Origin of the sequence: Rhodosalinus sp. FB01 (assembly GCF_041365715.1) — a bacterium.
Lineage (GTDB): Bacteria > Pseudomonadota > Alphaproteobacteria > Rhodobacterales > Rhodobacteraceae > Rhodosalinus.
Genome location: NZ_JBGFSH010000002.1, coordinates 429,427 through 451,050, shown reverse-complemented (window position 1 = coordinate 451,050; position 21,624 = coordinate 429,427). Strand labels below are relative to the sequence as shown.

Below are 21,624 nucleotides of genomic sequence, written 5' to 3'. Positions count from 1 at the left end.
AGGCTTCCTCGGTGGTCATCTTCATGGGGGTCTCTCCTTGCGCGCGGCACCGACGCCGGTCCGGTCCGGCCATGCGCCGCCTGAGCGAAGTTACGGTTGCAGGGGGGCGGCCAATAGGGCCAGCGGCGTTCGCCGGATATGGCCAGATCAGCCCAGCGCCCGGGCCAGGCGGGCGACGCCTTCGGGGATGCGTTCTGCCGGGATCGAGGACCAGGCGAGGCGGTAGAACTCGCCCGGCGCCTGCGGGGTGGCGAAAAAGGGCGCCCCGGGCTCGATCAGCACCTCCTCGCGCTCGAGCTTGCGGGCGAGGGCGGCGGTGTCGGTGCCGCGCGGCGCCCGCATCCAGAAGGACGAGCCGCCGAAGGCCCCCCGTCCCGCGATCTCGAGCCCGTGCTCGGCGACCGCCTCTTCCATCACCGTGCGGCGCTCGGCGAGCACGCGGCCCATGCGCCGTATCATCGCGTCGTAATGCCCGAGGCCCAGGAAATAGGCCGTGCTGCGCTGCACGAGGCCGGGCGGGTGGCGCAGGACGGAGGCGCGCAGCGCGCGCGCCTCGCGGATGAAGGGCTGGGGGCCGACCAGGTAGCCGAGGCGCAGGCCGGGAAAGAGCGGTTTCGAGAAGCTGCCGACGTAGATCACCCGCCCGTCCGTATCGAGCGACTTGAGCGCGGGCAGCGGCGTCTGGAGAAACGCCATCTCGAACTCGTAATCGTCCTCAACGATGAGCGCGTCGAGCGCGCGCGCGCGCTCGAGAAGCGCCTGGCGGCGCTCGAGCGGCATGGTGGCCGAGGTCGGGCACTGATGGCTCGGCGTGGTGAAGATCACATGCGTGCCCTCGGGCACCGCGTCGGGCGGCAGCCCGTCGGCATCGACCGGTACGGGCGAGATGTGACACCGCGACTGGGTGAGGATGTCGCGCAGCGCGTGGTAGCAGGGCGTCTCGATCGCGGCCCTGCGGCGCTGGGTCAGCAGCACCTGCGCGGTCAGCCAGAGTGCGTTCTGTGCCCCGAGCGTGATCAGGATCTCCTCCGGGCGCGCCTCGATCCCGCGGCGGGGCAGCGTGTGGCGCGCGAGGAATTCCACCAGCGGCGGGTCGTCCTGGTCGTAGAGATCATGCGCGAGGGCGGGAAAGTCCTTCGCGCCAAGCGCCTTCATCGCGCAAAGCCGCCAGTTGGCGTGATCGAAGAGCGACGGGTCGGCCTGACCGTAGATGAACGGGAAGCGGAAGCGCGCCCAGTCGGGCCGCTTGCGCGGCGCGGCACCGCCCGAGAACCGCTGACCGAGCGCGCGCGTCCAGTCCACGGCGTCCTCGCGCGGGGGGCGCGCGGCCGGGAAGGCGGGCGGCTCGGGCGCGTTCGCCGACACGAAGTAGCCCGAGCGATCCTTCGACGTCAGGTAGTCGTTCGCCAGAAGCTCGTTGTAGGCCAGCGTCACGGTGATCCGGCTGACGCCCAGATGCGCCGCCATCCGGCGCGTCGAGGGCAGCCTGTCGCCGCGCCTCAGCCGACCGGAGAGGATCGCCTGCGCGATCATCTGCTGGATGCGCGCCTGCAACGTGCCCGTGCCGTCGGGATCGAGCGTGAAGCTGACCGCGGAGATGCCCATGGCCGGAAGCGTATCTGGCCCGGTCGCGCCGTGCAAACTGGACTTATGGGCCGGGCCGGACATTGCGCCCGAGCGCCGATCGCCCCGGGCCGCCATGCCGCGCGCCGCATCGGGCCGGGCCCCGGGCGCCCGCGCCCGGCCGCCGGGTCACCCGAAGACGCGGCCCAGCGCCTCGTCCACGGAGGCGGCGATGCGGTCGATGTCGTCCGCCGTGGCGATCAGCGCGGGCGAGAAGCAGCGCGTGTTGTTCTTTCCCGGCACCGAGCGGTTGGTCACGCCGATGATGACGCCCTGCGCGTTGCAGTCGCCCACCACCTTCTGGGCCAGCTTCTCGTCCACGGGCTCTTTCGTGGCGCGGTCGGCCACCAGCTCCGCCCCGCAGAAAAGTCCCGCGCCCCGCACGTCGCCCACGACGGCGTGCTTCTCGTGGAGCTCGTGCAGCCGCTCCATCAGCCGCGCGCCCATCGCCGTCGTGTTTTCCAGAAGGCCCTCCTCCTCGATGATGGCCATGTTCTCGAGCGCCGCGGCCGGCCCCGCCGTGCAGCCGCCGAAGGTGGAGATGTCGCGGAAATAGTCGAGCGGATCGTCGGGATCGGCCTTGAACATGTCGAAGACCTCTTCGGTCGTCACGAGGCAGGCGATCGCGGCGTAGCCCGAGGCCACGCCTTTGGCCATCGTGACCATGTCGGGCTCGACGCCGAATTGCTGGTAGCCGAACCAGGTGCCGGTGCGGCCGACGCCGCAGACGACCTCGTCGATGTGCAGCAGGATGTCGTATTTCCGGCAGATCTCCTGCACCCGCTCCCAGTAGCCGGAAGGCGGCGGGATCACGCCGCCGCCCGCCGTCACCGGCTCCAGGCAGAGCGCGCCCACCGTGTCGGGGCCCTCTTGCAGGATCACCTTCTCGATCTGGTCGGCGGCCCAGAGGCCGTAATTCTCCTCCGGCGCGCCGTCCTGCTCGTGCTTGCGGTATTCGAGGCAATGCGGCACGCGAATGAAACCGGGCGTGAACGGGCCGTATTGCGCGTTGCGCTCGTCCTGCCCGCCGGCCGACAGGCAGCCGATCGTCGTGCCGTGATAGTCCCGGTCGCGGTAGAGGATCTTGTGCTTGCGGCCGCCGTACCGCTTGTGGGCGATCTGCCGGACCATCTTGAAGGCCTTCTCGTTGGCCTCCGATCCGGAGTTGCAGTAATAGACGCGCGACAGGCCCGGCATCTTGTCGATGACCCGCTCGGCGAAGCGCGCGCCGGGGATCGTGCCGGCGGCACCCGCGAAGTAGTTCAGCTTCACCAGCTGGTCGCGCACGGCGTCGGCGATCCGTTCGCGCCCGTAGCCCACATTCACCGTCCAGACCCCGCCCGAGACGGCGTCGAGGTGTTCCTTGCCGTGCTGGTCCCAGACCGACATGCCGCGCCCCTCCACGATCACGCGGGGCGCGCCCGTCTCGAAGGGCTTGTGCTGCACCAGATGATGCCAGACATGGGCGCGATCGGCCTCGACGATGCCGCTGAAATCGTTCTCTCTGGGGGTGCCGTCCATGATGATGCGTCCTTGGAATTGCGCGGGCGGGCGGCGGGGCGGCGCCGGCGCGCGGGAATTGTCTGCGGCAACGCTAGCCTGAGCTTGGATGATCAGCCACTTTTTTCGCCGCTTGTTAGGGCCAGTTGATCCGGCCCGGTAAGTCCACCCTTTCGCGGAGAGGATCCGCGCCCGGCCCACGGGCGTCATTCAAGGCGGCGGAAAGTCTTGCAAAATTCCTGCAGATCGCGTGGCGGCGGCATGTTCCGGCTGCGCGGCGCGGTCCGGGATTTCGGAAAATCCATTGATCGGAATCGCCTTTTCGGATCGGATTCGGGCACGGGCGCGCCGTCGGGCGCCGCTCCGGGCGACGGTGCCGCCTCAGAATTGCGCCGCGCCCAACCGCCGCGAATCGCGGCTGCCAGCAAGGGATGACGGAAGATGATGACAAGACGAAAGCTGATGGGGGCGGTTGCCGGTGCGGCGATGCTCACCGGTGCGCAGGCGGCGGCGCAGGAGAGCACGGTGGCCTATTTCCTCGAGTGGCCGATGCCTGTCCAGTACGCGAAGGCCACGGGGATGTACGAGGACGCCATGGGCATCGACATCAACTGGGTCAGTTTCGACACGGGAACCGCGATGTCGGCGGCGATGGCCTCGGGGGACGTGCAGCTTTCCGTGAGCCAGGGCGTGCCGCCCTTCGTGGTGGCGACCTCGGCCGGGCAGGACCTTCAGATCCTCGACGTGGCGGTCAGCTACTCCGACAACGACAATTGCGTCGTGCGCGCGGAACTCGAGATCGACAAGGACTCGGCGGACGAACTCGAGGGCAAGAAGGTCGCGGTGCCGCTGGGCACGGCGGCGCATTACGGCTTTCTCGAGCAGATGAACCATTTCGGCGTGGACATCTCCACGATGGATGTCGTCGACATGGCGCCGCCCGACGGCGCCGCGGCCATCGCGCAGGGCGCGGTGGACATGGCCTGCGGCTGGGGCGGGGCGCTGCGCCGCATGAAAGAGCACGGCAACGTGCTGCTCACGGGCGCCGAGAAGGAGGATCTGGGCATTCTGGTCTTCGACGTGACCTCGGGCCCGGCGAACTGGGTGGCGGAGAATTCCGACATCGTGGCGCAATTCCTCGCGGTCACGGCCGAGGCCAACGCGATGTGGAACTCGGGCGAGAACACCGAGGAGATGCTTCCGGTGATCGCCAAGGACGCGGGCATGGATCTGGAGGCCACGCGCGAGACCATCGCCACCTTCGTCTTCCCGCCGGTGGACGAGCAGCTGACCGCCAAGTGGCTTGGCGGCGGTGCGCAGGAGTTCATGCAGGGCGTGGCGAACGTCTTCGTCGAGGCCGGCAGCATCGACGCCGCGCTCGACAGCTACGCGAACGCCGTGAACGCCGCCCCGCTGGAAAGCGCCGCCGGCGGCATGTGACCCGGCCCTCCGGCGGCGCCGGAGGAAACGGGAAAGGACGTCCCGGGCCTGCCGCGGCAGGCCCGGGGCCCTTGGGCGCGGGCCCGGACACGCAGGGCGCTCGAGGCGACAGAAGACCCTCGCAGGAGGGCGATTGCGACGCAGGGAGACAGGGAAGACCATGAGAGACGACGCATGAGCGGGCTCGACATCGAGCGGCTTTCGATGCGCTTCGACCTGCCCAATGGCAGCTCGGTCCAGGCGCTGCAGGATGTCACGCTACACCTCGCCGAGGGCGAGGTGCTGAGCGTTCTGGGCCCCTCGGGCTGCGGCAAGACCACGCTGCTCAACATCGTGGCGGGGTTTCTCGCGCCGACCTCGGGCAAGGTGGTGATGAACGGCCACGAGGTCACCGGCCCCGACGCCGAGCGCGGAATGGTGTTCCAGCAGGGCGCGCTCTTCGAATGGATGAGCGTGCGCCAGAACGTGAGTTTCGGCCCCCGCATGGCCGGCCGGCGCGAACGCGACTGGGCCGGCACCGTCGATCACCTTCTCGACGTCACGGGGCTCGCCGATTTCCACGACAAGGCGATCTACGAGCTTTCGGGCGGGATGCAGCAGCGCGTGGCGCTCGCCCGGTGCCTGGCCAACGACCCAGACGTGATCCTGATGGACGAGCCTCTGGGCGCGCTCGACGCGCTCACGCGCGAGAAGATGCAGAGCCTGGTGCTCAGGCTCTGGAAGGAGACGGGCAAGACCATCATCCTCATCACCCATTCGGTGGAAGAGGCGCTGCTGCTCGGCGAACGGCTTCTCGTGATGGCGCCGCGGCCGGGGCGCATCCACACCGAATACCGGCTGCCCTTCGCCGATCTCGGTGTCGGCGCGGACCTCCGCGAGGTCAAGCGCCATCCCGATTACGGCCCCAAGCGGGAAGAGATCCTTTCGATGATCTGGGACATGGAGGAAGAGATCATGGGCCGCACGGAGGCCGCGCAATGATCATCTTCCTCATCTATGCGGCGATCTTCACCGCCTCCTTCTTCCTCGTGAAGCTCGTCGTCCACCAGACGCGCACCGGCCTTACCGCCCGCAAGACGGTGACCTTCGGCGACGAAAGCGCCGTCACGCCGAACCGCATCGCGAGTGTCATCTCGGTGGCCACGATCTTCCTGCTCTGGGGCGCGTTCACGGGCTCGGCCTGGGTGCCGGGCTTCCTGCACGCGCCGGGGCCATTCCTGGGCGAGACCCGGTTCGACTACACCGTCGCCACGCCCGACGGGCAGCGCGACACGGCGACGGTCACGGTCCTCGTGCATCCGGTGCAGCAGGACGCGGAAGCCCCCGAGGTGGCCCCGGGCGAGGGCTGGGCCAAGAACGACAGCGCCACCGTCGGCGCCTGGCGCAGCACGCTCATCCGGGTGGACCGCAACGACGAGCTGGGCCGCGACGCGGGCGCCGAGGTCGTCGAGGTCGACGGCCAGCCGATCGCCCCCGGGGGATCCGTGCGCATCGCCGACGGGCGGGTCGGCATGACGCCCAAGGGCACGCTCAACTTCGAGCCGGCGAAGGGCTGGCAGATGGAGCCGATCTGGCTGCCCCCGCCCGAGGCCGTCGTGGCCCGGATCGGCGAGGTCGCGAGCGACGGCTACCGCGACAGCACCCTCTGGGAGCATCTGGGCTGGTCGCTCTTCCGCGTGATCGTGGGGTTTCTCTTCGGCGCGGCGGTGGGGATCCCGCTGGGTTACGCCATGGGGCTCTCGGACTGGTTCCGCGGCTGGTTCGATCCGATCGTGGAGTTCATGCGCCCCGTGCCGCCGCTCGCCCTCATTCCGCTGGTGATCATCTGGGCGGGGATCGGCGAGGTTGGAAAGATCATCCTGCTCTTCCTCGCCGCGCTCTGGATCATGGCGATCTCGGCGCGCTCGGGCGTGTCGGGCGTGGCTATCTCGAAGGTGCACGCGGCCTATTCGCTGGGCGCCTCGCGCTGGCAGATCCTGCGCCACGTCATCATCCCGAACTCGCTGCCGGAGATATTCACCGGCGCGCGGGTGGCCATGGGGGTGTGCTGGGGCACGGTGGTCGCCGCCGAACTCGTGGCCGCCGAGCAGGGCGCGGGCATGATGATCATGGTCGCCTCGCGCTTCCAGCTTACCGACATCGTGATTATGGGGATCATCCTGATTGGGATCATCGGCTTCGGCATCGACATGGCCATGCGCCGGATGGAGCGCTGGCTGGTGCCGTGGAAGGGCCGGGCCTGAGCGCGGGCGCGCTCAGCCCGAGGACCAGCGGCGGGCGCGGTCGCGGAGCGCGCCGGCCAGCAGCGTGACGTCGATCCCGACGGCGACGAAGCGCGCCCCGGCCTCGAGATGCGCGGCGATCTCGTCGTCGTCGACCGACAGGATCCCGGGCGCCTTCCCGGCCGCCGCGATGCGGCCCAGCGCGTCGCGGATCGCCGCCCGCACCTCCGGCGCCTGCGGGTCGCCCGGATATCCCATGTCCGCCGAGAGGTCCGTGGGCCCGATGAACACGCCGTCCACGCCATCGACGGCGAGGATGTCGTCGAGCGCGGCGAGGCCCGCCCGCGTCTCCACCTGCACGAGCAGGCAGATCTCGGCGTTGGCGGTGGTCGCGTAATCCGCGATCTCCGAGAAGCGCGAGGCGCGGGCAAGGGCGGCGCCCATGCCGCGATGGCCGTCCGGCGGGTAGCGGGTGGCGCGCACCAGACGCTCTGCCTGTGCGGCCGATTCCACCAGCGGGATCAGCAGGGTCTGCGCGCCCGCGTCGAGCGCCTGCTTGATCGCCCAGTCCTCGCCCATGGGCAGGCGGACCACGGCTTGCGGCGGCAGCGGGTCGATCACCTGGAGCTGCGCGGCGATGGTGGGCAGGTCGTTCGGCGCGTGCTCGCCGTCGACGAGCAGCCAGTCGAAGCCCGCGCGCGCGGCGATCTCGGCGGCGTAGGGGCTGCAGAGCCCGAGCCAGCAGCCGAACTGGGTGCGGCCCTGGGCGAGGGCGCGCTTGAAGCTGTTCTCGGGGGCGGGCATCGGCTCAGTCCTCCTGTCGCAGGCGGTCTGCGGTGGCGGTGATGGCGTCGTAGGCGGCGTCCATGTCCGCCGCGGTCGTGAAGACGGAGCCCGCCTGGAACCGGATGACGGGCCGCCCGTCGATCACCGTGCGGGTGAGGGAGATGCGCCCCTCGTCGTTGATCGCCGCGAGCAGCCGCTCGGTCGCGGCATCGGCGTCCGCGCCCGGCGGCGCATGGCGGAAGGTGAAGAGCGAAAGCACCGGCTCCGTCACGATCTCGAAGCCCGGCGTCTCTCGCAGCCGCTCTGCCAGCCCCCGGCTCCACGCGACGTGGTCGCGGATCATGGCGCGCAGTCCTTCTAGCCCCTCGGCGCGCAACAGGAACCAGAGCTTGAGCGCCCGGAAGCGCCGCCCGAGCGGGATCGACCATTCAGAGTAATCCACCACGCCGTCCGCGCCCTGGGTCCTGAGGTATTCCGGCCGGATCGCGAGCGTGCGGGTGAGCGCGGCCGGGTCGCGCAGGAAATGCGCCGAGCAGTCGAACTGCGCGCCGAGCCACTTGTGCGGGTTGAAGACCACCGAATCCGCCTGCTCGACGCCGGCCCAGAGCTCGCGGAACTCCGGGCAGATCATCGCCGCGCCGGCCCAGGCCGCGTCCACGTGAAGGTAAAGCCCTTCGGCCCGCGCCACCTCGGCCACGGCGGCGAGGTCGTCGGACGCGCCCATGCCCGTGGCGCCCGTGCAGGCGACGATCCCGGCCGGAAGATGCCCCGCGGCACGGGCGTCGGCGATGGCGCGGGCCAGCGCGGCCGTGTCCATGGCGCGGCGCGGCCCCGTGACCGGCAGGCGCACAAGGTTCGCCGACCCGATGCCCCCGATCCAGATCGCCCGGTCGATGGAGGAGTGCACCTCGCCCGAGCAGTAGATCCGCAGCCGCGGCGCGCCCGAAAGGCCCTCGGTATTGCCCGCCCAGTCCAGCGCGCGCTCGCGCATGGTGAGCACCGCCGCCAGCGTCGCCGAGCTCGCGCTGTCCTGGATCACGCCATGGAACGCGTCGGGCAGCCCCACTGCCCGCGCGAGCCAGCCCATCATCCGCGTCTCCATCTCGGTGGCGGCGGGCGAGGTCTGCCAGAGCATGCATTGCGGCGCGACGGTGGCCACGAGGTATTCGGCCCGCACCGAGGCGGGCGCCGCGTTCGCCGGGAAATAGGCGAAGAAGCGCGGGTGCTGCCAATGGGTCAGCCCCGGCATCACGATCTCGTGGAAGTCGCGGAGGATGTGCTCGACGGGCTCCGCCGCCTCGGGTGGGGCTTCGGGCAGGCGCGCGAGCGTCGCGCCCGGGGTCAATGGCGCGCGCACCGGCCGGTCGCGCAGCGTTGCGTGATACTCTGCCGCCCAGTCGGCCACCGCGCGGCCGTGTTTGGGAAATTCGCTCCAGTCCATGCCGCCTCCCTCCGCGTCGCGCCGTCGTCCCGCGCGGGCCCCCCGGTGTCAAGGGCGGCGGGTCAACCGGGCGCGTGCCGGTCGGGATGGGCCGCGGCGAAGGCCGGGTGCGCGTCCAGCGCGGCCTTCACCTTCAGGATGCGCGGGCAGTCCGAATAGTCCGCGCCCCAGCGGTCGGCGTTGTAGAGCTGCGGCACGAGGCAGATGTCGGCCAGCGAGACGGCCGCGCCCGTGCAGTAGGGCGCCTGCTCCCACCGCGCGAGCAGCGCCTCGAAGGCAGCGAGCCCCGGCGCGATGAAACGGCGCATCCACATCTCGCGCGCCTCCTCCCGACCCGAAAGCTCGACGGCATAGGCCGCGACAGAGACGTTGCAGACCGGGTGGACGTCCACGGCGATCGAGTGGGCGAGGGCGCGGACATGGGCGCGCTCGGCGGGCTCGGCCGGCAGAAGGCCCAGCCCGCGCGTCTCGTCGAGGTAGTCGAGGATCGCCAGCGACTGGGTGAAGCGGTCTCCGTCGATCTCCAGCACGGGGACGAGGCCCTGCGGGTTGCGCGCGACATGCTCGGGCGTTTTGTGCCGGAGCGTCGGCAGATCGACCGGCACCGGGCGGGTGTCGATCCCGGCGAGGGCGAGCGCTATGCGCAGACGGTAGCTCGCCGAGCTGCGCCAGAAATCGTAAAGGACGGCCTCGCTCACCCTGCGGCGTCCCGCCCGGGCGCGCGGGCGGCGTCGAGCGCCTGCGACAGCACCGCGCGATCGCCGATGTGGTTGGCGAGAAGGAGGATGAGGCGCGCGTTGAGCGCGTCGCTTTCCGCCTTCGTCAGCCCTTCATGGGCGGCGAGAAGCTCGGCGTAGAAATCGTCCGGCCCCGCGATGTTGGGCGCAAGCGTCAGGGTCATTGGCGCATCTCCCGTGCCATGGCGCGGCGGAGCGCGGCGCGCGCGGCGCTCTCGCCGAAGGCGGGCCAGCGCGCGGCGACGTGCTGGTCCGGCCGGACGAGATAGACGGCCGAGGCCGCGTCGCCGAGATAGCGCGCCGCGAGCGCGCCCGAGGGATCGTCGGCGGCGGAAAGCGCGATACACGGGGCAGCGACGCCGTCCTCTTCCAGCCGCTCGGGTGCGTCTGCGTCGATGCAAAGCAGCGCGAAGCCCCCGGTGAGACGGTCGAGCAGGAAGCCGTTGCCGACGGGCGCGTCGGGGCAGGGGCTGCCGGGGCGCGTGCGCGCGGGGCCCTCCGGCAGCGCGTCGGGCGTGTTGAGCGGGGACCCGTCATAGGTGCAGGGCACGGAGAGCCGCCCCGAGTTCACCAGCGGCCGGGCGAAGGCGTAGTGCTCTGACAGATCGAGCACCGCGTCGCGGAAAAGCCGGCTCGTCTCGGATTTCGGCGTGATGAAATCGGTGGAGCGGCTCGAGTTCAGGATGTTCTCGTCCGCGCCGTGGATACGCTCGGCGTCGTAGCTATCGAGCAGCCCTTCGGGCGCCTTGCCCTCGATCACGAGTTCGAGCTTCCAGGCGAGGTTGTCGGCGTCCTGAACGCCCGAGTTCGCGCCCCGCGCGCCGAATGGGCTGACCTGGTGGGCCGAATCGCCGGCGAAGATCACCCGGCCGTGGCGGAACCGTTCCATCCGGCGGCACTGGAAGGTGTAGATCGAGACCCATTCGAGCTCGAAGGAGACATCCTCTCCCAGCATCGCCTTCAGCCGGGGGATGACGTTCTCGGGCTTCTTCTCTTCCTCCTTGTCGATGTCCCAGCCCAGTTGCAGGTCGATCCGCCAGACCCCGTCGGGCTGCTTGTGCAGGAGCGCCGACTGGCCAGGGTTGAAGGGCGGGTCGAACCAGAACCAGCGTTCGGTGGGGAACTCGGCGTCCATCACCACGTCGGCGATGAGGAAGTTGTCCTCGAACACCCGTCCCACGAAGTCGAGCCCCATCATGGAGCGGATGGGAGAGCCCGCGCCGTCGCAGGCCACGAGCCATTCCGCCTCGACCTCGTAGGGGCCCTCGGGCGTGTCGAGCGCGACGGCCACGTGATCGCCCGCCTCCGCGACGGAGGCGACCCGTGTGCCGCCCCGCAGCTCGATCGGCGCGCCCGCGGCCTGCATCTCGCGCACGCGGTCCACGAGGATGCGCTCGAAATGGTATTGCTGAAGGTTCACGAAGGCCGGGCGCCGGTGGCCCTCCTCGGGCAGCAGGTTGAAGTCGTAGACCTTGCGCTCGCCGAAGAAGACCTTGCCGAGGTTCCACCGCACGCCCTTCTCCACCATCGGCTCGCCGCAGCCGAGGCGGTCGAGGATCTCGAGCGGGCGCTTGGCGAAACAGATCGCGCGGGAGCCGAAGCTCACCTTGTCGTTCTCGTCGACCACCACGACCGGAACGCCGCGTCCGGCGAGGTCGATGGCGGTGGCAAGGCCCACCGGGCCCGCGCCGACCACGATCACCGGATGGCGCACCGGCGCGGGCGCGTCCTGGTCCGGCGCGCGGGTGTAGGGGTAAAGCGGCGTCTCGAAGATCTTGTTCATGTCCGGGTCTTCCCTGTGAGCTTCCAGATCGTCCAGAGCGCGGTGCCGCCGAAAAAGGCCCCGCCCACGGCGACGATCTCGATCCAGGCGGGGCTCGGCCCGCGCAGCAGCAGGGCCGCGGCGATCGCGCCGAGCCCGAAGAGGGAGAAGGCGAGGCGGAACCACAGCTCGCCGCGGGTGGGGCCGAAGCGGCTCATCCCTGCAACGCTTCCCACATCTCCTTGTCGCGCGCGGCGGTCCAGATTCGCGGCGTCTCGATGCCGCGCGCCTCGTCATGGGCGCGGGCCACGTTGAAGGGCAGGCAATGCTCGTAGATCGCGAAGTCCGAGAACTTCGGGTCGCATTCGGCGCGCACGGCGTCCCACGCGTCCTTGAGCGTGCCGCCGCGTGCCGCGACGCGGGCGGCGGGCCGGTAGGTGCTTTCCAGGAAGTCGCGCGTGCTCTCGATGGCGGCGTTGACCATCTCGCGGCCCACCAGCGCATCGCCGCGGCCGGGCGCGATGGCGTCCACGTCGAACCAGCGGATCGCGTCGAGCGTCTCGCCCCACTCGGCGAAATGCCCGTCGCCGCAGTAGCAGGCGGAGTGGTATTCGACGATGTCGCCGGTGAACATCACGTTCTGGTCGGGGACGTGGATCACGATGTCGCCTGCCGTGTGCGCGCGGCCGAGGTGCATCAGGTCCACTCGCCGGTTGCCGAGATAGACGGTCATCCGGTCGTTGAAGGTGGTCGTCGGCCAGGTGAGGCCGGGGATCGACTCGTGGCCCTGGAAGAGGCGCGGAAAGCGCTCGAACTCGCTCTCCCAATCCTCTTGGCCGCGTTCGGCCACCATGCCGCGCGCCATCTCGGACATCACGATCTGATCGGCGCCATAGGCCGAGGCGCCGAGAACGCGCACCGCATGGTAGTGGGTGAGCGCGAGATGGGTGATCGGCTTGTCGGTCACCTCGCGCACCTTCTCGATGACCTTGTTGGCGAGGCGTGGCGTGGCCTGCGCCTCGACGATCATCACGCTGTCGTCGCCGATGATGACGCCCGAGTTCGGGTCGCCCTCGGCGGTGAAGGCCCAGAGCCCCTCGCCGATCTCGGTGAAGCTGACCTCCTTTTCGGTCATGTCGCCCTGCGACGCGAATGCCTTTGCCATGTCCTGCCCTCTTCTCAGCGTTTGTAGGGATCTTCGAGCGCCGGCAGGAGCTGCCCCGCGCAAGGCCCGAAGCCGATGGTGTAGCCGTCCCCGCGCGCGGCGGCATAAAGCGTGACGGTGTCCCCGTCCTCGAGGAAGCTGCGCGCCTCGCCGGTGTCCAGCGTCACGGGCTCCTTGCCGCCCCACGAGAGCTCGAGCAGCGAGCCGCGCTGCGTCTTCTCCGGCCCCGAGACCGTGCCCGACCCCAGCAAATCGCCGGGCGTCATCGGGCAGCCGCTGGTCGTGTGATGGGCGAGTTGCTGGGCCGAGGAATAGTACATCTCGCGGTAGTTCGTCCGCGCGATTTCCGTCGCGGCCTCGCCCTCGGGCGCCAGCGTGACGGAGAGCTCGATGTCGTAGAGCATGGGGGCGGCGTCGCGCAGGTGCGGCAGGAGCTCCACCTCGCGCTTCGGCGCGGGCACGCGGAAGGGCTCCAGCGCCGCCCTGGTGACGATCCACGGCCCGATGGTCGTGGCCGTGGCCTTGGCCTGGAAAGGGCCGAGCGGCTGGTATTCCCAGGCCTGGATGTCGCGCGCCGACCAGTCGTTCAGCAGCACGTAGCCGAAGATCATCTCGTCGGCCTCGGCGACCGTGAGCGGCCCCTCCGACGCCTGGCCCACCACCGCGCCCATCTCGAGTTCGAGGTCGAAGCGGCGCGAGGGCGCGAAGCGGGGCGCGGCATCCTCCGGCCCCTTGAGCTGGCCCCAGGGCCGCCGGACCGGCGTGCCCGAGACCACCACCGAGGAGGCGCGGCCATTGTAGCCGATCGGGATGTGCAGCCAGTTGGGCGGCAGCGCGTTCTCGGCGCCGCGGAACATGGTGCCGACATTGGTCGCGTGATGCCGGCCGGCGTAGAAATCGGTGTACTCGGCCACGAGGAAGGGCATGTGCATCTCTGCCCCGGCCTGCGGCACGAGCAGCGGCTCCACCCTGTCCCGCTCTGGCGCGCCGCGCGCGAGGAGCGCGGTCAGGCGCGCGCGCAGGGCGGCCCAGACCTCGGGGCCGTCCTCGAAGAGCTCGTTCCAGAACGGCACGTCGAAGAGCGGCCCCGCCCCGACCTCGACCAGGCCCTCCGCCTCGGCGCGGGCGAGATCGAGGATCATGTCGCCGATGGCCACCCCGCAGCGGGGATCCAGCGTCTCGGTGGAGANCAGGCCCTCCGCCTCGGCGCGGGCGAGATCGAGGATCATGTCGCCGATGGCCACCCCGCAGCGGGGATCCAGCGTCTCGGTGGAGAAGACGCCGCAGGGCAGGTTGTTGAGCGGGAAGGGGTGATCGGGCGCGTTCGCGCTTTCCACCCAGCTCGGCATCAGCGACATGGGGCTCCTTTCCGTGGCGGGGGCGGCCGGGTGCCAAGGCTTTTCGAAAAGCCTTGGCGCAAGAGACCTGGCGATCTCTTGCGCGTCGCTTCACGCCCGGCGTTCCGTCGAACTTCTTCTCGAGGCTGTCCCAGCAGTCGATGTAGTCGTCCTGCAACGGCGCCTCCTTCGCCGCGAAGGCGGTGAGGTGCTGCGGGAACCGCGTCTCGAACATGAAGGACATCGTGTTGTCGAGCTTCTCCGGCCCCAGCTCGGCGTTGGAAGCACCTTCGAAGGCGCTTTTGTCCGGCCCGTGGGGCAGCATCATGTTGTGCAGGCTCATGCCGCCCGGCACGAAGCCCTGCGGCTTGGCGTCGTACTGGCCGTAGATGTTGCCCATCAGCTCGGACATGATGTTCTTGTGATACCAGGGTGGGCGGAACGTGTCCTCGGCCACCATCCACCGCTCGCGGAAGAGCACGAAGTCGATGTTTGCGGTGCCAGGCACCCCCGAGGGCGCGGTCAGCACGGTGAAGATCGACGGGTCCGGGTGGTCGAAGAGGATCGCGCCGACCGGGCAGTAACTGCGCAGGTCGTACTTGTAGGGCGCGTAGTTGCCGTGCCAGGCCACCACGTCGAGCGGGCTTTGCGCGATCTCGGTGACGTGGAACTGGCCGCACCACTTGACGGTGAGGGTGGAGGGCGTCTCCCGATCCTCGAAGGCGGCGACCGGCGCCTTGAAGTCGCGCGGGTTGGCCATGCAGTTGGCGCCGATCGGGCCCCGGCCCGGGAGCTCGAACTTCTGCCCGTAATTCTCGCACACGAAGCCGCGGCACGGGCCGTCGAGCACTTCAACGCGATAGACGAGGCCGCGCGGCAGGATGGCGATTTCCTTGGGCTCCACATCGATGATGCCGAGCTCGGTGGCGAAGCGCAGCCGGCCTTCCTGCGGGACGACGAGAAGCTCGCTGTCGGCGGAGAAGAAATACGCGTCCTTCATCGACTCCGTGACGAGGTAGATGTGGCTCGCCATGCCGACCTGGGTGTTCACGTCGCCCGCCGTCGTCATCGTGCGCATGCCGGTGAGCCAGGTGAGCGCCTCGTCGCCATGCGGCACCGGATCCCAGCGATACTGGCCGAGCGAGATCACGTCCGGGTCCACGTTCGGCGCCGACTTCCAGTAGGGCAGCTCCAGCTTCGTGTAGCGCGAGGAATGCTTGACCGAGGGCCGGATGCGGTAGGTCCAGGTCCGTTCCGGCGGGTTGGCAGTGAAGGCCGTCCCCGAAAGCTGCTCGCCGTAAAGGCCATAGTTGCATTTCTGCGGCGAGTTCATGCCCTGCGGCAGCGCGCCCGGCAGTGCCTCGGTCTCGAAGTCGTTGCCGAAGCCGGGCATGTAGCCCTGCTGCGTGCCTGTGGGCGTGGTGGCCTGCGTAAGGCCGACGGGATCGGTGCGACGATTCATGGTTCAGGCTCCTCCCTCCCGAATTCGGTTGCGGTGTTAACGGTTGAATTTGTAACTAACAAGAGTCGGGAGGACGCGATGGACGGAAAAGACGGATTCGATCTGCAGGAATTCCTGCCCTATCTTCTCAACCAGGCGGCCGAGGAGGCGAGCCTCGCCTTCCAGCGACATTACAAGGCGCGCTACGGGATGCTGCGCACCGAGTGGCGGGTGCTCTTCCACCTGGGGATCTACGGCCGGATGACGGCGGGCGGGATCGGCGCGCGCGCCCGGATGCACAAGACCAAGATCAGCCGCGCGGTCGCACGGCTCGAGGCGCGGCGCTTCCTGACCCGTTGCGCCGATCCCGCGGACCGCCGCCGCGAGGTGCTGGAACTCACGCCGGCGGGGCAGGCGGCCTACCGCGACCTGCGCGAGGTCGCGCGCGACTACGACGCCGCGCTCGCCGCGCGCTTCGATCCCGAGGACGCGGCCGCCCTGCGGCGGATGCTGCGCGCGCTGGCCGGGGGCGATGATCCGGGCTGACCTTGCGTCAGTGAACCCGGTGACGCGCCGCCATGGCCGCCCCGGCGGCGGACCCCGCGACCTTTCCGAAGGCATCCGCGCCTTGCGATTTCGCGCGCGCCACCTGTGCCCAGAGCCGTTGCGCCGTGGCCGACAGCGCGTGGCCGCCCCGCCCGCCGGTGAGCACGAGCGTCCCGGGCAGGGCCGCGCGCAGATGCTGGCCGAGTTCGGTCATCCGCGCCTCGACCAGTCCCGAAAGCAGGCGACTGCCGGACAGAAGCACCGGCGCGGTCCTGTTGGCGCGGGCCGCGGCCTCGATATCCGACGTCTCGGCATCGAGCAGCAGGCTGACCGACCAGCCCGAGGCGCGCAGGATGTCGGCCTTGATCACCGCGCCCAGGAAATGCGGGTTGCCGGGCTGGTTCGCGACGATGGCGTGCCCGACCGGCTGCACGGGGTCCGCGGTTTGCGGCGCCTGCCACAGCAATGACTGGAAGCGCCCCAGCGCCACTGTGACCTGCGCCATGGACCAACGGTCGGCCATCCAGCCGTCGCCGAGCGCGCGCGCCACGGCCTCGTACCCCTCCGCGCGGCCCGTCGCCGTCGACAGCCTGGGCGCGAGGTGCTGCGCCACGATCGCATCCTCTCCGGGGGCGATCAGCGCCTGCGCGAAGGACTCGGCCTCGGCGGGCGAGACGACCGGGCCCGGCCCGCGCTGCGAGAGGCCCTTCGTGACCATCGCGAGCGCCGATGCCCAGTCGGCGCCGGCTTCGGGCCGCGGAGCGCCGAGGACGACGGCAAGCGGCGACAGCGCGAGATCCCCGGGGGTCTGGAAGAGCTGCATGTGCCAGCCGGCAAAGGCGCGCCTTTCGATGGCGGCGTTCTCGATGAGGTTCATGTCGGCGTGGCGCGGATCGTCCTGAAGCCGCCCCATCAATGCGTTGATGACGCCCGCGGGTCCCTCCAGCCATTGCTGGTAGCCGACACCGGCGGAGACCAGCGCGCCGGTGATGCCGTGTCCCGCGTTGAACCGCGCCGCGCCTTGCACGAGCGCGCCGATCTCGCCGGCATCGAGCGGGCGGGTCGCACGGCTGCGGTAGCAGACGCGGCGCAGATCGCCCGGCACTTCCTCGCTGGTTTGCATCGCCCGCCCCTTCCGAATTGCGACGGGGATCGCCCGTCCGGCTTTCCGCGATGGCGCGGTCCGCTTGGAGCGCAGGGCACTGCGTCGGCAGGCGCCGGACCATCCCCCTCAATATGATCTGACAGGCCAAAATGTCTAGAAAAATTTACACACGGATCGCATGTCGCCGGTGTTCAGAAATCCACGTCGACGCCCGGAAGGTTCAGCGCCCGCAGCAGATCGCGCAGTTCCTGCCGGGCGGCGATGTTGGACAGGCTGAACTGCGTCACGCCGATGTCGGGCAGGTCGAGAAGGGTCAGGCCCCTCGGGAAAAGTTCCCGGAACACCACGCGCTCGTGAAAGCCGGGCGCGGTGCGGAAGCCGATCCGGCGCGCAAGGGCATCCAGCGCCGCCTGCATCTTGGCCTTGTTGACCATCGCCTGCGCGCCCAGCCGGTTGCGGATCACCAGCCAGTCGAGCGCCGGCAGCCCGGCCTGGGCACGCAGCTGCCGCGCCGACCAGACCATCTCGGAATAGACCGACGGCCCGAGAACCTTCTGACCGTCTTGATCGGTGCGCGCCAGCAGATCGAAGTCCACGAAGCTGTCATTGAGCGGCGTGATCAGCGTATCGGCGAGCGAGTGGGCGAGCTGGCTGAGCCGGGTGTGGGAGCCGGGACAGTCGATGACGAGGAAGTCGCAACTGCCCTCGAGCGCCGCCACGGCGGTGGACAGGCTGCGATCCTGCGGGTTCTCGTCGGGTTGCAGCGTGTCGGGATCGATCGTCGGCAATTCGTGGAACTGCGGGCTGGGAAGATGCGCCAGCCCCTCCGCGGCGAGGTAGCGCTGACGGTTCGACAGGTAGCGCCCCAGGCTTTGCTGGCGCAGGTCGAGGTCGAGCGCGCCGACGCGCTGGCCGCACCGCGCAAGGCCCGTCGCCACATGCATCGAAACGGTGGATTTGCCGGCCCCGCCCTTCTCGTTGCCGACGACGATGATGTGCGCCATGCCCTTCCCCTCGTGCCGCGCGGCCGGTCCGGGCCACGCTTCGCCCACCGTCTATAGGGCGCACCCGATGCGAGGGAAAGCGCCCGAAACGGAACGCGCCGCCCGGAGGTCGGGCGGCGCGTCCTGGAAAAAACCTGTAAGGGGGTGCCGGCTCAGAAGCCGAGGCCCTCGTACTTCTTCTTGAACCTCGACACGCGGCCGCCGGTATCCATCAGACGCCCGCCGCCGCCGGTCCAGGCGGGGTGCACGGAGGGATCGACGTCGAGGGGCAGGGTCTCGCCCTCGCCGCCCCAGGTCGAGCGCATCTTGACGATATCGCCGTTCACCAGCTTCACGTCGATGAAGTGATAGTCGGGATGAATGTCCTTCTTCATGGCGCGGCTCCTCAGGCTTGGGCCCCGGCGCCCTTGGGCGCGCGGTAGTTGGTCTGCTCCGTGATCCGGGCCGACTTGCCGCGGCGCGAACGCAGGTAGTAGAGCTTGGCGCGGCGCACCTTGCCGCGGCGCACGACAGTGATGCTGTCGATGTTCGTCGAGTAGAGCGGGAACACGCGTTCCACGCCCTCGCCGAAGGAGATCTTTCGCACCGTGAACGAGCCGTCGATGCCCTGGCCGTTCTTGCGGCTGATGCACACGCCCTCGAAGTTCTGCACGCGCGAGCGCGTGCCTTCCGTCACCTTGTAGCCGACGCGCACGGTGTCACCGGCCTTGAAATCGGGAATCTTCTTCCCGAGCGAGGCGATCTGTTCCGCCTCCAGTTCCGCGATCAGATCCATCTGATCCACTCCTATTCTCGCTCGCGGTGGTCCCGCGAAGGTGATGGCCCTCAGAGCTCTCGGTCGTCCTCCGGGTTCCTGCGATGCGCCTCGCGCCAGGCCCGCCAGAGATCAGGGCGCCGTTTCCTTGTCAGCCTTTCGGCCTCGGCCTGCCGCCATTCGGTGATCCGCGCGTGGTGCCCCGAAAGGAGAATTTCGGGTATCTCGCGCCCCTGCCAGACGGTGGGCCGTGTGTACTGCGGGTGCTCCAAAAGACCGTGCGAGAAGGATTCCTCCTCGACGGACGCCTGATTCCCGAGCACGCGGGGTATAAGTCGGACCGTCGCGTCGATCAAGGCCATCGCGGCGATCTCGCCGCCGGTCAGGACGAAATCCCCGATCGAGACCTCCTCGACCCCGTAATGGTCGAGCGCGCGCTGGTCGATCCCCTCGAAACGCCCGCAGATCAGCGTGACGCCCGGACCCTCGGCGAGGGCGCGCGCGCGGGCCTGCGTGAAGGGCGTGCCGCGCGGGCTCGGCGCGATGAGCGGGCGGCCCGCCGGCGCGGTGGCGCGCGCCTCCTCGATGGCGCGGCCCAGCACGTCGGCCCGCAGCACCATGCCCGCGCCGCCGCCCGCCGGCGTGTCGTCCACGTTGCGGTGGCGCCCCTCGCCGTGGCGGCGCAGGTCGACCGTCCGAAGCTGCCAGAGCCCCTCCTTGAGGCCGCGCCCGGTGAGCGAAAGCCCGAGCACGCCCGGGAACGCCTCGGGAAAGAGGGTGATGACCTGCGCGCACCACACGCCCGCCAGCGTCTCCTGCGCAGGCATGAGCTCGCGCGGGCCCACCGCGGCGCTGATCGACTTGCGGCCATGGGAGCGGGCGGGGGCATCGCTCATTCGAAGAGCCCCTCGGGCGGGTCGGCGACGATCCGTCCCGCCGCGAGGTCCACCGTGGGCACCGCCGCGCGGGTGAAGGGCAGAAGCACCGTCTGGCGCGCCCCGGGGACGATCACCTCCAGCAGCGCGCCGGCGCCGTGATCTTGCACGGCCTTCACCCGTCCCAGCGCCGCGCCGCCCGTGTCGAGCACGTCGAGGCCGATCAGGTCGGCGTGGTAGAACTCGTCCTCGGGCAGATCCGGCAGCCGCGCGCGCGGAACGTAAAGGCGCGTGCCGCGCAGCGCGTCGGCCTCTTCCTTCGTGCGCACGCCGGACAGCCGGACGCGCAGCGCGTTCTTGACCCGCCCCAGCGGCGTGACCTCGAAGCGCCGCGCGCCGTCCTCCGTGACGAGCGGGCCGTAGGACGCGACGGCCTCCGGCTCCGCGGTGAAGCTTTTCAGCCGCACCTCGCCCTGCACGCCATAGGCGCCCGCGATGGCGCCCACACAGACCTGCCCGCTCATCGGCCGGCCGCCTTACTCCTGCGCCTCGGCGGGCGCTTCCGCGGCCTCGGCGGCCTTCGCCGCGCGCTCCTCGGCGCGTTCCTGCGCCTTCTTGCCCGGCGTGCCCTTCTTGGGGTTCGCGCGCGAGCGGGCTTCGCTGAGGCCCGCGGCCTCCAGCATGCGGCTCACCCGGTCGGTGGCCTGCGCGCCCTCGCCGAGCCAGTACTGCACGCGCTCGACGTTCATGCGCACGCGCTCCTCGCTGTCCTTGGGCATGAGCGGGTTGTAGGTGCCCAGCTTCTCGATGAAGCGGCCGTCGCGCGGCATGCGGGAATCCGCCGCGACGATCCGGTAGAAGGGCCGCTTCTTGGAGCCGCCGCGGGCGAGCCTGATCTTGATAGCCATGTGTATTCTCCTTCGTCTGGCTGGTTGCGGGCAGGGGCGTCAGACGCCCTGCGCCTGGTGGCTTTCGTGGTGCTGGATGACCTCCTGGATGATGAAGGCCAGGAACTTCTTGGCAAATTCGGGGTCGAGATCCGCCTGACGGGCGAGATCCTCGAGCCGCGCGATCTGCTGCGCCTCGCGCTGCGGATCGGAGGGCGGCAGGTCGTGGCGCGCCTTGAGCCGGCCCACCGCCTGGGTGTGCTTGAACCGCTCGCCCAGCGTGTAGACCAGAATGGCGTCGAGCCGGTCGATGCTCTCGCGGTGCTCGCGCAGGACGTCGGCCGCGAGGGCGGTGGGATCGCTGGTCTCGGTCATGCGCTGGCCTCTTTCGCGGAGGAAAAGATCGGCCCCTCGAAGGACGCGATCTCCTGCTGGATCGCGTCCTCGATCTGGCTGCCGCGCAGCCGCTCCGGGGCGGGGTGACGATAGACGATGTCGTGCCCGTCGCCCGATCGTGCCTCGGGGTCGCGCTTCGCGCCGAGGCGCTGGGCGAGCAGGATCGACTGGGTGTTGCGCGGGTCGAGATAGCTGACCGCGCCGGTCCATCCCATCCTGTCGTAGAGATGCCGCCGCACCGCGTCGGTGGCCTCGAGCGCGATTCCGCGCCCGGCCACCTCGGGCCAGATGACCCAGGCGATCTCGCGCTCGGGCCATTTGGCCGGGAACCAGCCCCCCGCCATGCCGAGGCTGCGGTCGGTCTCTCGGTCGTGGATCATCCACATGCCGAAGCCGCGGATCTGCCAGTGGCCGATCTCGGCGGCGTAGAGCATCCATGCCTCGTATTCGTTGAGCGGGCCGCCCATGAAACGCGCCCGGTAGGAGGTGAAGGTGGACTTGAAGTTCGGGTAATCCTCGGGCACCGGGCCGCGCAGGATCAGCCGCTTCGTCTCGATCACGGGGATGGAGGAGGCGGGCATCAGGCGGCCCTCCGGATGCTGG

General features: G+C 69.9%; 23 protein-coding genes and 1 pseudogene. 4 read left to right on the top strand and 20 right to left on the bottom strand.

Annotated elements, in window-relative coordinates; genetic code table 11:
• Window positions 1-147 precede the first annotated feature (147 nt).
• Entirely contained in the window at window positions 148-1,605 is a 1,458-nt protein-coding gene (locus AB6A65_RS04880; RefSeq protein WP_371037235.1) for a PLP-dependent aminotransferase family protein, read from the bottom strand.
• A 147-nt stretch (window positions 1,606-1,752) separates the two neighbouring features.
• Window positions 1,753-3,144 (bottom strand): aspartate aminotransferase family protein, encoded by a 1,392-nt coding sequence (locus AB6A65_RS04875; RefSeq protein ID WP_371037234.1) that lies wholly within the window; start codon window positions 3,142-3,144, stop codon window positions 1,753-1,755.
• Window positions 3,145-3,564: 420 nt separating this feature from the next.
• On the opposite strand from AB6A65_RS04875, the gene AB6A65_RS04870 reads away from it, so the two are divergent.
• The 3 genes from AB6A65_RS04870 (at window position 3,565) to AB6A65_RS04860 (ending at window position 6,806) form a co-directional block, all read left to right on the top strand.
• On the top strand, window positions 3,565-4,563 hold the full coding sequence (locus AB6A65_RS04870) for an ABC transporter substrate-binding protein (RefSeq protein ID WP_371037233.1): 999 nt from the start codon (window positions 3,565-3,567) through the stop codon (window positions 4,561-4,563).
• A gap of 174 nt (window positions 4,564-4,737) precedes the next feature.
• Window positions 4,738-5,544: an ATP-binding cassette domain-containing protein gene (locus AB6A65_RS04865; RefSeq protein WP_371037232.1), complete on the top strand. Its 807-nt coding sequence runs from the start codon at window positions 4,738-4,740 to the stop codon at window positions 5,542-5,544.
• Entirely contained in the window at window positions 5,541-6,806 is a 1,266-nt protein-coding gene (locus AB6A65_RS04860) for an ABC transporter permease (protein ID WP_371037231.1), read from the top strand. Before AB6A65_RS04865 ends, AB6A65_RS04860 begins: the two co-directional genes overlap by 4 nt.
• Before the next feature lie 12 nt (window positions 6,807-6,818).
• Here AB6A65_RS04860 and AB6A65_RS04855 read toward each other — a convergent pair whose 3' ends face one another.
• The 9 genes and pseudogenes from AB6A65_RS04855 to hmgA all read right to left on the bottom strand — a co-directional run.
• Window positions 6,819-7,589 (bottom strand): aldolase/citrate lyase family protein, encoded by a 771-nt coding sequence (locus tag AB6A65_RS04855; protein WP_371037230.1) that lies wholly within the window; start codon window positions 7,587-7,589, stop codon window positions 6,819-6,821.
• A gap of 4 nt (window positions 7,590-7,593) precedes the next feature.
• A complete protein-coding gene (locus AB6A65_RS04850) occupies window positions 7,594-9,012 on the bottom strand; it encodes an aspartate aminotransferase family protein (protein ID WP_371037229.1) in 1,419 nt (472 codons plus the stop codon).
• Between the two features lie 62 nt (window positions 9,013-9,074).
• The gene (gene maiA / locus AB6A65_RS04845) at window positions 9,075-9,710 is read right to left on the bottom strand and encodes a maleylacetoacetate isomerase (RefSeq protein WP_371037228.1); all 636 of its coding nucleotides are present in this window, start codon (window positions 9,708-9,710) and stop codon (window positions 9,075-9,077) included.
• The gene (locus AB6A65_RS04840) at window positions 9,707-9,913 is read right to left on the bottom strand and encodes a DUF2783 domain-containing protein (protein ID WP_371037227.1); all 207 of its coding nucleotides are present in this window, start codon (window positions 9,911-9,913) and stop codon (window positions 9,707-9,709) included. Before AB6A65_RS04840 ends, maiA begins: the two co-directional genes overlap by 4 nt.
• Window positions 9,910-11,532 (bottom strand): FAD-dependent oxidoreductase, encoded by a 1,623-nt coding sequence (locus AB6A65_RS04835; protein WP_371037226.1) that lies wholly within the window; start codon window positions 11,530-11,532, stop codon window positions 9,910-9,912. The genes AB6A65_RS04840 and AB6A65_RS04835 overlap by 4 nt, the downstream gene beginning before the upstream one ends.
• The gene (locus AB6A65_RS04830) at window positions 11,529-11,729 is read right to left on the bottom strand and encodes a hypothetical protein (RefSeq protein WP_371037225.1); all 201 of its coding nucleotides are present in this window, start codon (window positions 11,727-11,729) and stop codon (window positions 11,529-11,531) included. Before AB6A65_RS04830 ends, AB6A65_RS04835 begins: the two co-directional genes overlap by 4 nt.
• Complete coding sequence (locus AB6A65_RS04825) at window positions 11,726-12,676, bottom strand: MBL fold metallo-hydrolase (RefSeq protein WP_371037248.1); 951 nt, start codon at window positions 12,674-12,676, stop codon at window positions 11,726-11,728. Before AB6A65_RS04825 ends, AB6A65_RS04830 begins: the two co-directional genes overlap by 4 nt.
• A 14-nt stretch (window positions 12,677-12,690) precedes the next feature.
• On the bottom strand, window positions 12,691-14,034 hold the full coding sequence (fahA, locus tag AB6A65_RS04820; protein WP_371037224.1) for a fumarylacetoacetase: 1,344 nt from the start codon (window positions 14,032-14,034) through the stop codon (window positions 12,691-12,693).
• An 88-nt stretch (window positions 14,035-14,122) separates the two neighbouring features.
• Window positions 14,123-15,475, bottom strand: a pseudogene (hmgA, locus tag AB6A65_RS04815) (homogentisate 1,2-dioxygenase); the annotation flags it as partial.
• 78 nt (window positions 15,476-15,553) lie between these two features.
• Between hmgA and AB6A65_RS04810 the strand changes: the two are divergent.
• Window positions 15,554-16,000, top strand: a complete 447-nt coding sequence (locus AB6A65_RS04810; RefSeq protein WP_371037223.1) for a MarR family winged helix-turn-helix transcriptional regulator — start codon at window positions 15,554-15,556, stop codon at window positions 15,998-16,000.
• Window positions 16,001-16,007: 7 nt separating this feature from the next.
• Here AB6A65_RS04810 and AB6A65_RS04805 read toward each other — a convergent pair whose 3' ends face one another.
• The 9 genes from AB6A65_RS04805 to AB6A65_RS04765 form a co-directional block, all read right to left on the bottom strand.
• Window positions 16,008-17,123: a BLUF domain-containing protein gene (locus tag AB6A65_RS04805; protein WP_371037222.1), complete on the bottom strand. Its 1,116-nt coding sequence runs from the start codon at window positions 17,121-17,123 to the stop codon at window positions 16,008-16,010.
• 173 nt (window positions 17,124-17,296) lie between these two features.
• Window positions 17,297-18,109: a division plane positioning ATPase MipZ gene (locus AB6A65_RS04800; protein ID WP_371037221.1), complete on the bottom strand. Its 813-nt coding sequence runs from the start codon at window positions 18,107-18,109 to the stop codon at window positions 17,297-17,299.
• Between the two features lie 152 nt (window positions 18,110-18,261).
• On the bottom strand, window positions 18,262-18,483 hold the full coding sequence (gene rpmE / locus AB6A65_RS04795) for a 50S ribosomal protein L31 (protein ID WP_371037220.1): 222 nt from the start codon (window positions 18,481-18,483) through the stop codon (window positions 18,262-18,264).
• Between the two features lie 11 nt (window positions 18,484-18,494).
• On the bottom strand, window positions 18,495-18,884 hold the full coding sequence (gene rplS / locus AB6A65_RS04790) for a 50S ribosomal protein L19 (protein ID WP_371037219.1): 390 nt from the start codon (window positions 18,882-18,884) through the stop codon (window positions 18,495-18,497).
• 50 nt (window positions 18,885-18,934) lie between these two features.
• The gene (gene trmD / locus AB6A65_RS04785) at window positions 18,935-19,759 is read right to left on the bottom strand and encodes a tRNA (guanosine(37)-N1)-methyltransferase TrmD (protein WP_371037218.1); all 825 of its coding nucleotides are present in this window, start codon (window positions 19,757-19,759) and stop codon (window positions 18,935-18,937) included.
• Window positions 19,756-20,262 carry a ribosome maturation factor RimM gene (gene rimM / locus AB6A65_RS04780; protein ID WP_371037217.1) on the bottom strand — a complete coding sequence of 169 codons (507 nt, stop codon included), beginning with the start codon at window positions 20,260-20,262 and terminating at the stop codon, window positions 19,756-19,758. The genes trmD and rimM overlap by 4 nt, the downstream gene beginning before the upstream one ends.
• Window positions 20,263-20,274: 12 nt before the next feature.
• A complete protein-coding gene (gene rpsP, locus AB6A65_RS04775; protein ID WP_371037216.1) occupies window positions 20,275-20,646 on the bottom strand; it encodes a 30S ribosomal protein S16 in 372 nt (123 codons plus the stop codon).
• A 39-nt stretch (window positions 20,647-20,685) separates the two neighbouring features.
• Window positions 20,686-21,000 (bottom strand): chorismate mutase, encoded by a 315-nt coding sequence (locus AB6A65_RS04770; protein WP_371037215.1) that lies wholly within the window; start codon window positions 20,998-21,000, stop codon window positions 20,686-20,688.
• Window positions 20,997-21,602, bottom strand: a complete 606-nt coding sequence (locus tag AB6A65_RS04765) for a GNAT family N-acetyltransferase (RefSeq protein WP_371037214.1) — start codon at window positions 21,600-21,602, stop codon at window positions 20,997-20,999. The genes AB6A65_RS04770 and AB6A65_RS04765 overlap by 4 nt, the downstream gene beginning before the upstream one ends.
• Window positions 21,603-21,624: the final 22 nt, after the last annotated feature.

Bases quoted from the DNA above. Each gene is read 5' to 3' on its own strand.
- AB6A65_RS04880 (WP_371037235.1), bottom strand. From the start codon at position 1,605: ATGGGCATCTCCGCGGTCAGCTTCACGCTCGATCCCGACGGCACGGGC.
- AB6A65_RS04875 (WP_371037234.1), bottom strand. From the start codon at position 3,144: ATGGACGGCACCCCCAGAGAGAACGATTTCAGCGGCATCGTCGAGGCC.
- AB6A65_RS04870 (WP_371037233.1), top strand. From the start codon at position 3,565: ATGATGACAAGACGAAAGCTGATGGGGGCGGTTGCCGGTGCGGCGATG.
- AB6A65_RS04865 (WP_371037232.1), top strand. From the start codon at position 4,738: ATGAGCGGGCTCGACATCGAGCGGCTTTCGATGCGCTTCGACCTGCCC.
- AB6A65_RS04860 (WP_371037231.1), top strand. From the start codon at position 5,541: ATGATCATCTTCCTCATCTATGCGGCGATCTTCACCGCCTCCTTCTTC.
- AB6A65_RS04855 (WP_371037230.1), bottom strand. From the start codon at position 7,589: ATGCCCGCCCCCGAGAACAGCTTCAAGCGCGCCCTCGCCCAGGGCCGC.
- AB6A65_RS04850 (WP_371037229.1), bottom strand. From the start codon at position 9,012: ATGGACTGGAGCGAATTTCCCAAACACGGCCGCGCGGTGGCCGACTGG.
- AB6A65_RS04840 (WP_371037227.1), bottom strand. From the start codon at position 9,913: ATGACCCTGACGCTTGCGCCCAACATCGCGGGGCCGGACGATTTCTAC.
- AB6A65_RS04835 (WP_371037226.1), bottom strand. From the start codon at position 11,532: ATGAACAAGATCTTCGAGACGCCGCTTTACCCCTACACCCGCGCGCCG.
- AB6A65_RS04830 (WP_371037225.1), bottom strand. From the start codon at position 11,729: ATGAGCCGCTTCGGCCCCACCCGCGGCGAGCTGTGGTTCCGCCTCGCC.
- AB6A65_RS04825 (WP_371037248.1), bottom strand. From the start codon at position 12,676: ATGGCAAAGGCATTCGCGTCGCAGGGCGACATGACCGAAAAGGAGGTC.
- AB6A65_RS04810 (WP_371037223.1), top strand. From the start codon at position 15,554: ATGGACGGAAAAGACGGATTCGATCTGCAGGAATTCCTGCCCTATCTT.
- AB6A65_RS04805 (WP_371037222.1), bottom strand. From the start codon at position 17,123: ATGCAAACCAGCGAGGAAGTGCCGGGCGATCTGCGCCGCGTCTGCTAC.
- AB6A65_RS04800 (WP_371037221.1), bottom strand. From the start codon at position 18,109: ATGGCGCACATCATCGTCGTCGGCAACGAGAAGGGCGGGGCCGGCAAA.
- rpmE (WP_371037220.1), bottom strand. From the start codon at position 18,483: ATGAAGAAGGACATTCATCCCGACTATCACTTCATCGACGTGAAGCTG.
- rplS (WP_371037219.1), bottom strand. From the start codon at position 18,884: ATGGATCTGATCGCGGAACTGGAGGCGGAACAGATCGCCTCGCTCGGG.
- trmD (WP_371037218.1), bottom strand. From the start codon at position 19,759: ATGAGCGATGCCCCCGCCCGCTCCCATGGCCGCAAGTCGATCAGCGCC.
- rimM (WP_371037217.1), bottom strand. From the start codon at position 20,262: ATGAGCGGGCAGGTCTGTGTGGGCGCCATCGCGGGCGCCTATGGCGTG.
- rpsP (WP_371037216.1), bottom strand. From the start codon at position 20,646: ATGGCTATCAAGATCAGGCTCGCCCGCGGCGGCTCCAAGAAGCGGCCC.
- AB6A65_RS04770 (WP_371037215.1), bottom strand. From the start codon at position 21,000: ATGACCGAGACCAGCGATCCCACCGCCCTCGCGGCCGACGTCCTGCGC.
- AB6A65_RS04765 (WP_371037214.1), bottom strand. From the start codon at position 21,602: ATGCCCGCCTCCTCCATCCCCGTGATCGAGACGAAGCGGCTGATCCTG.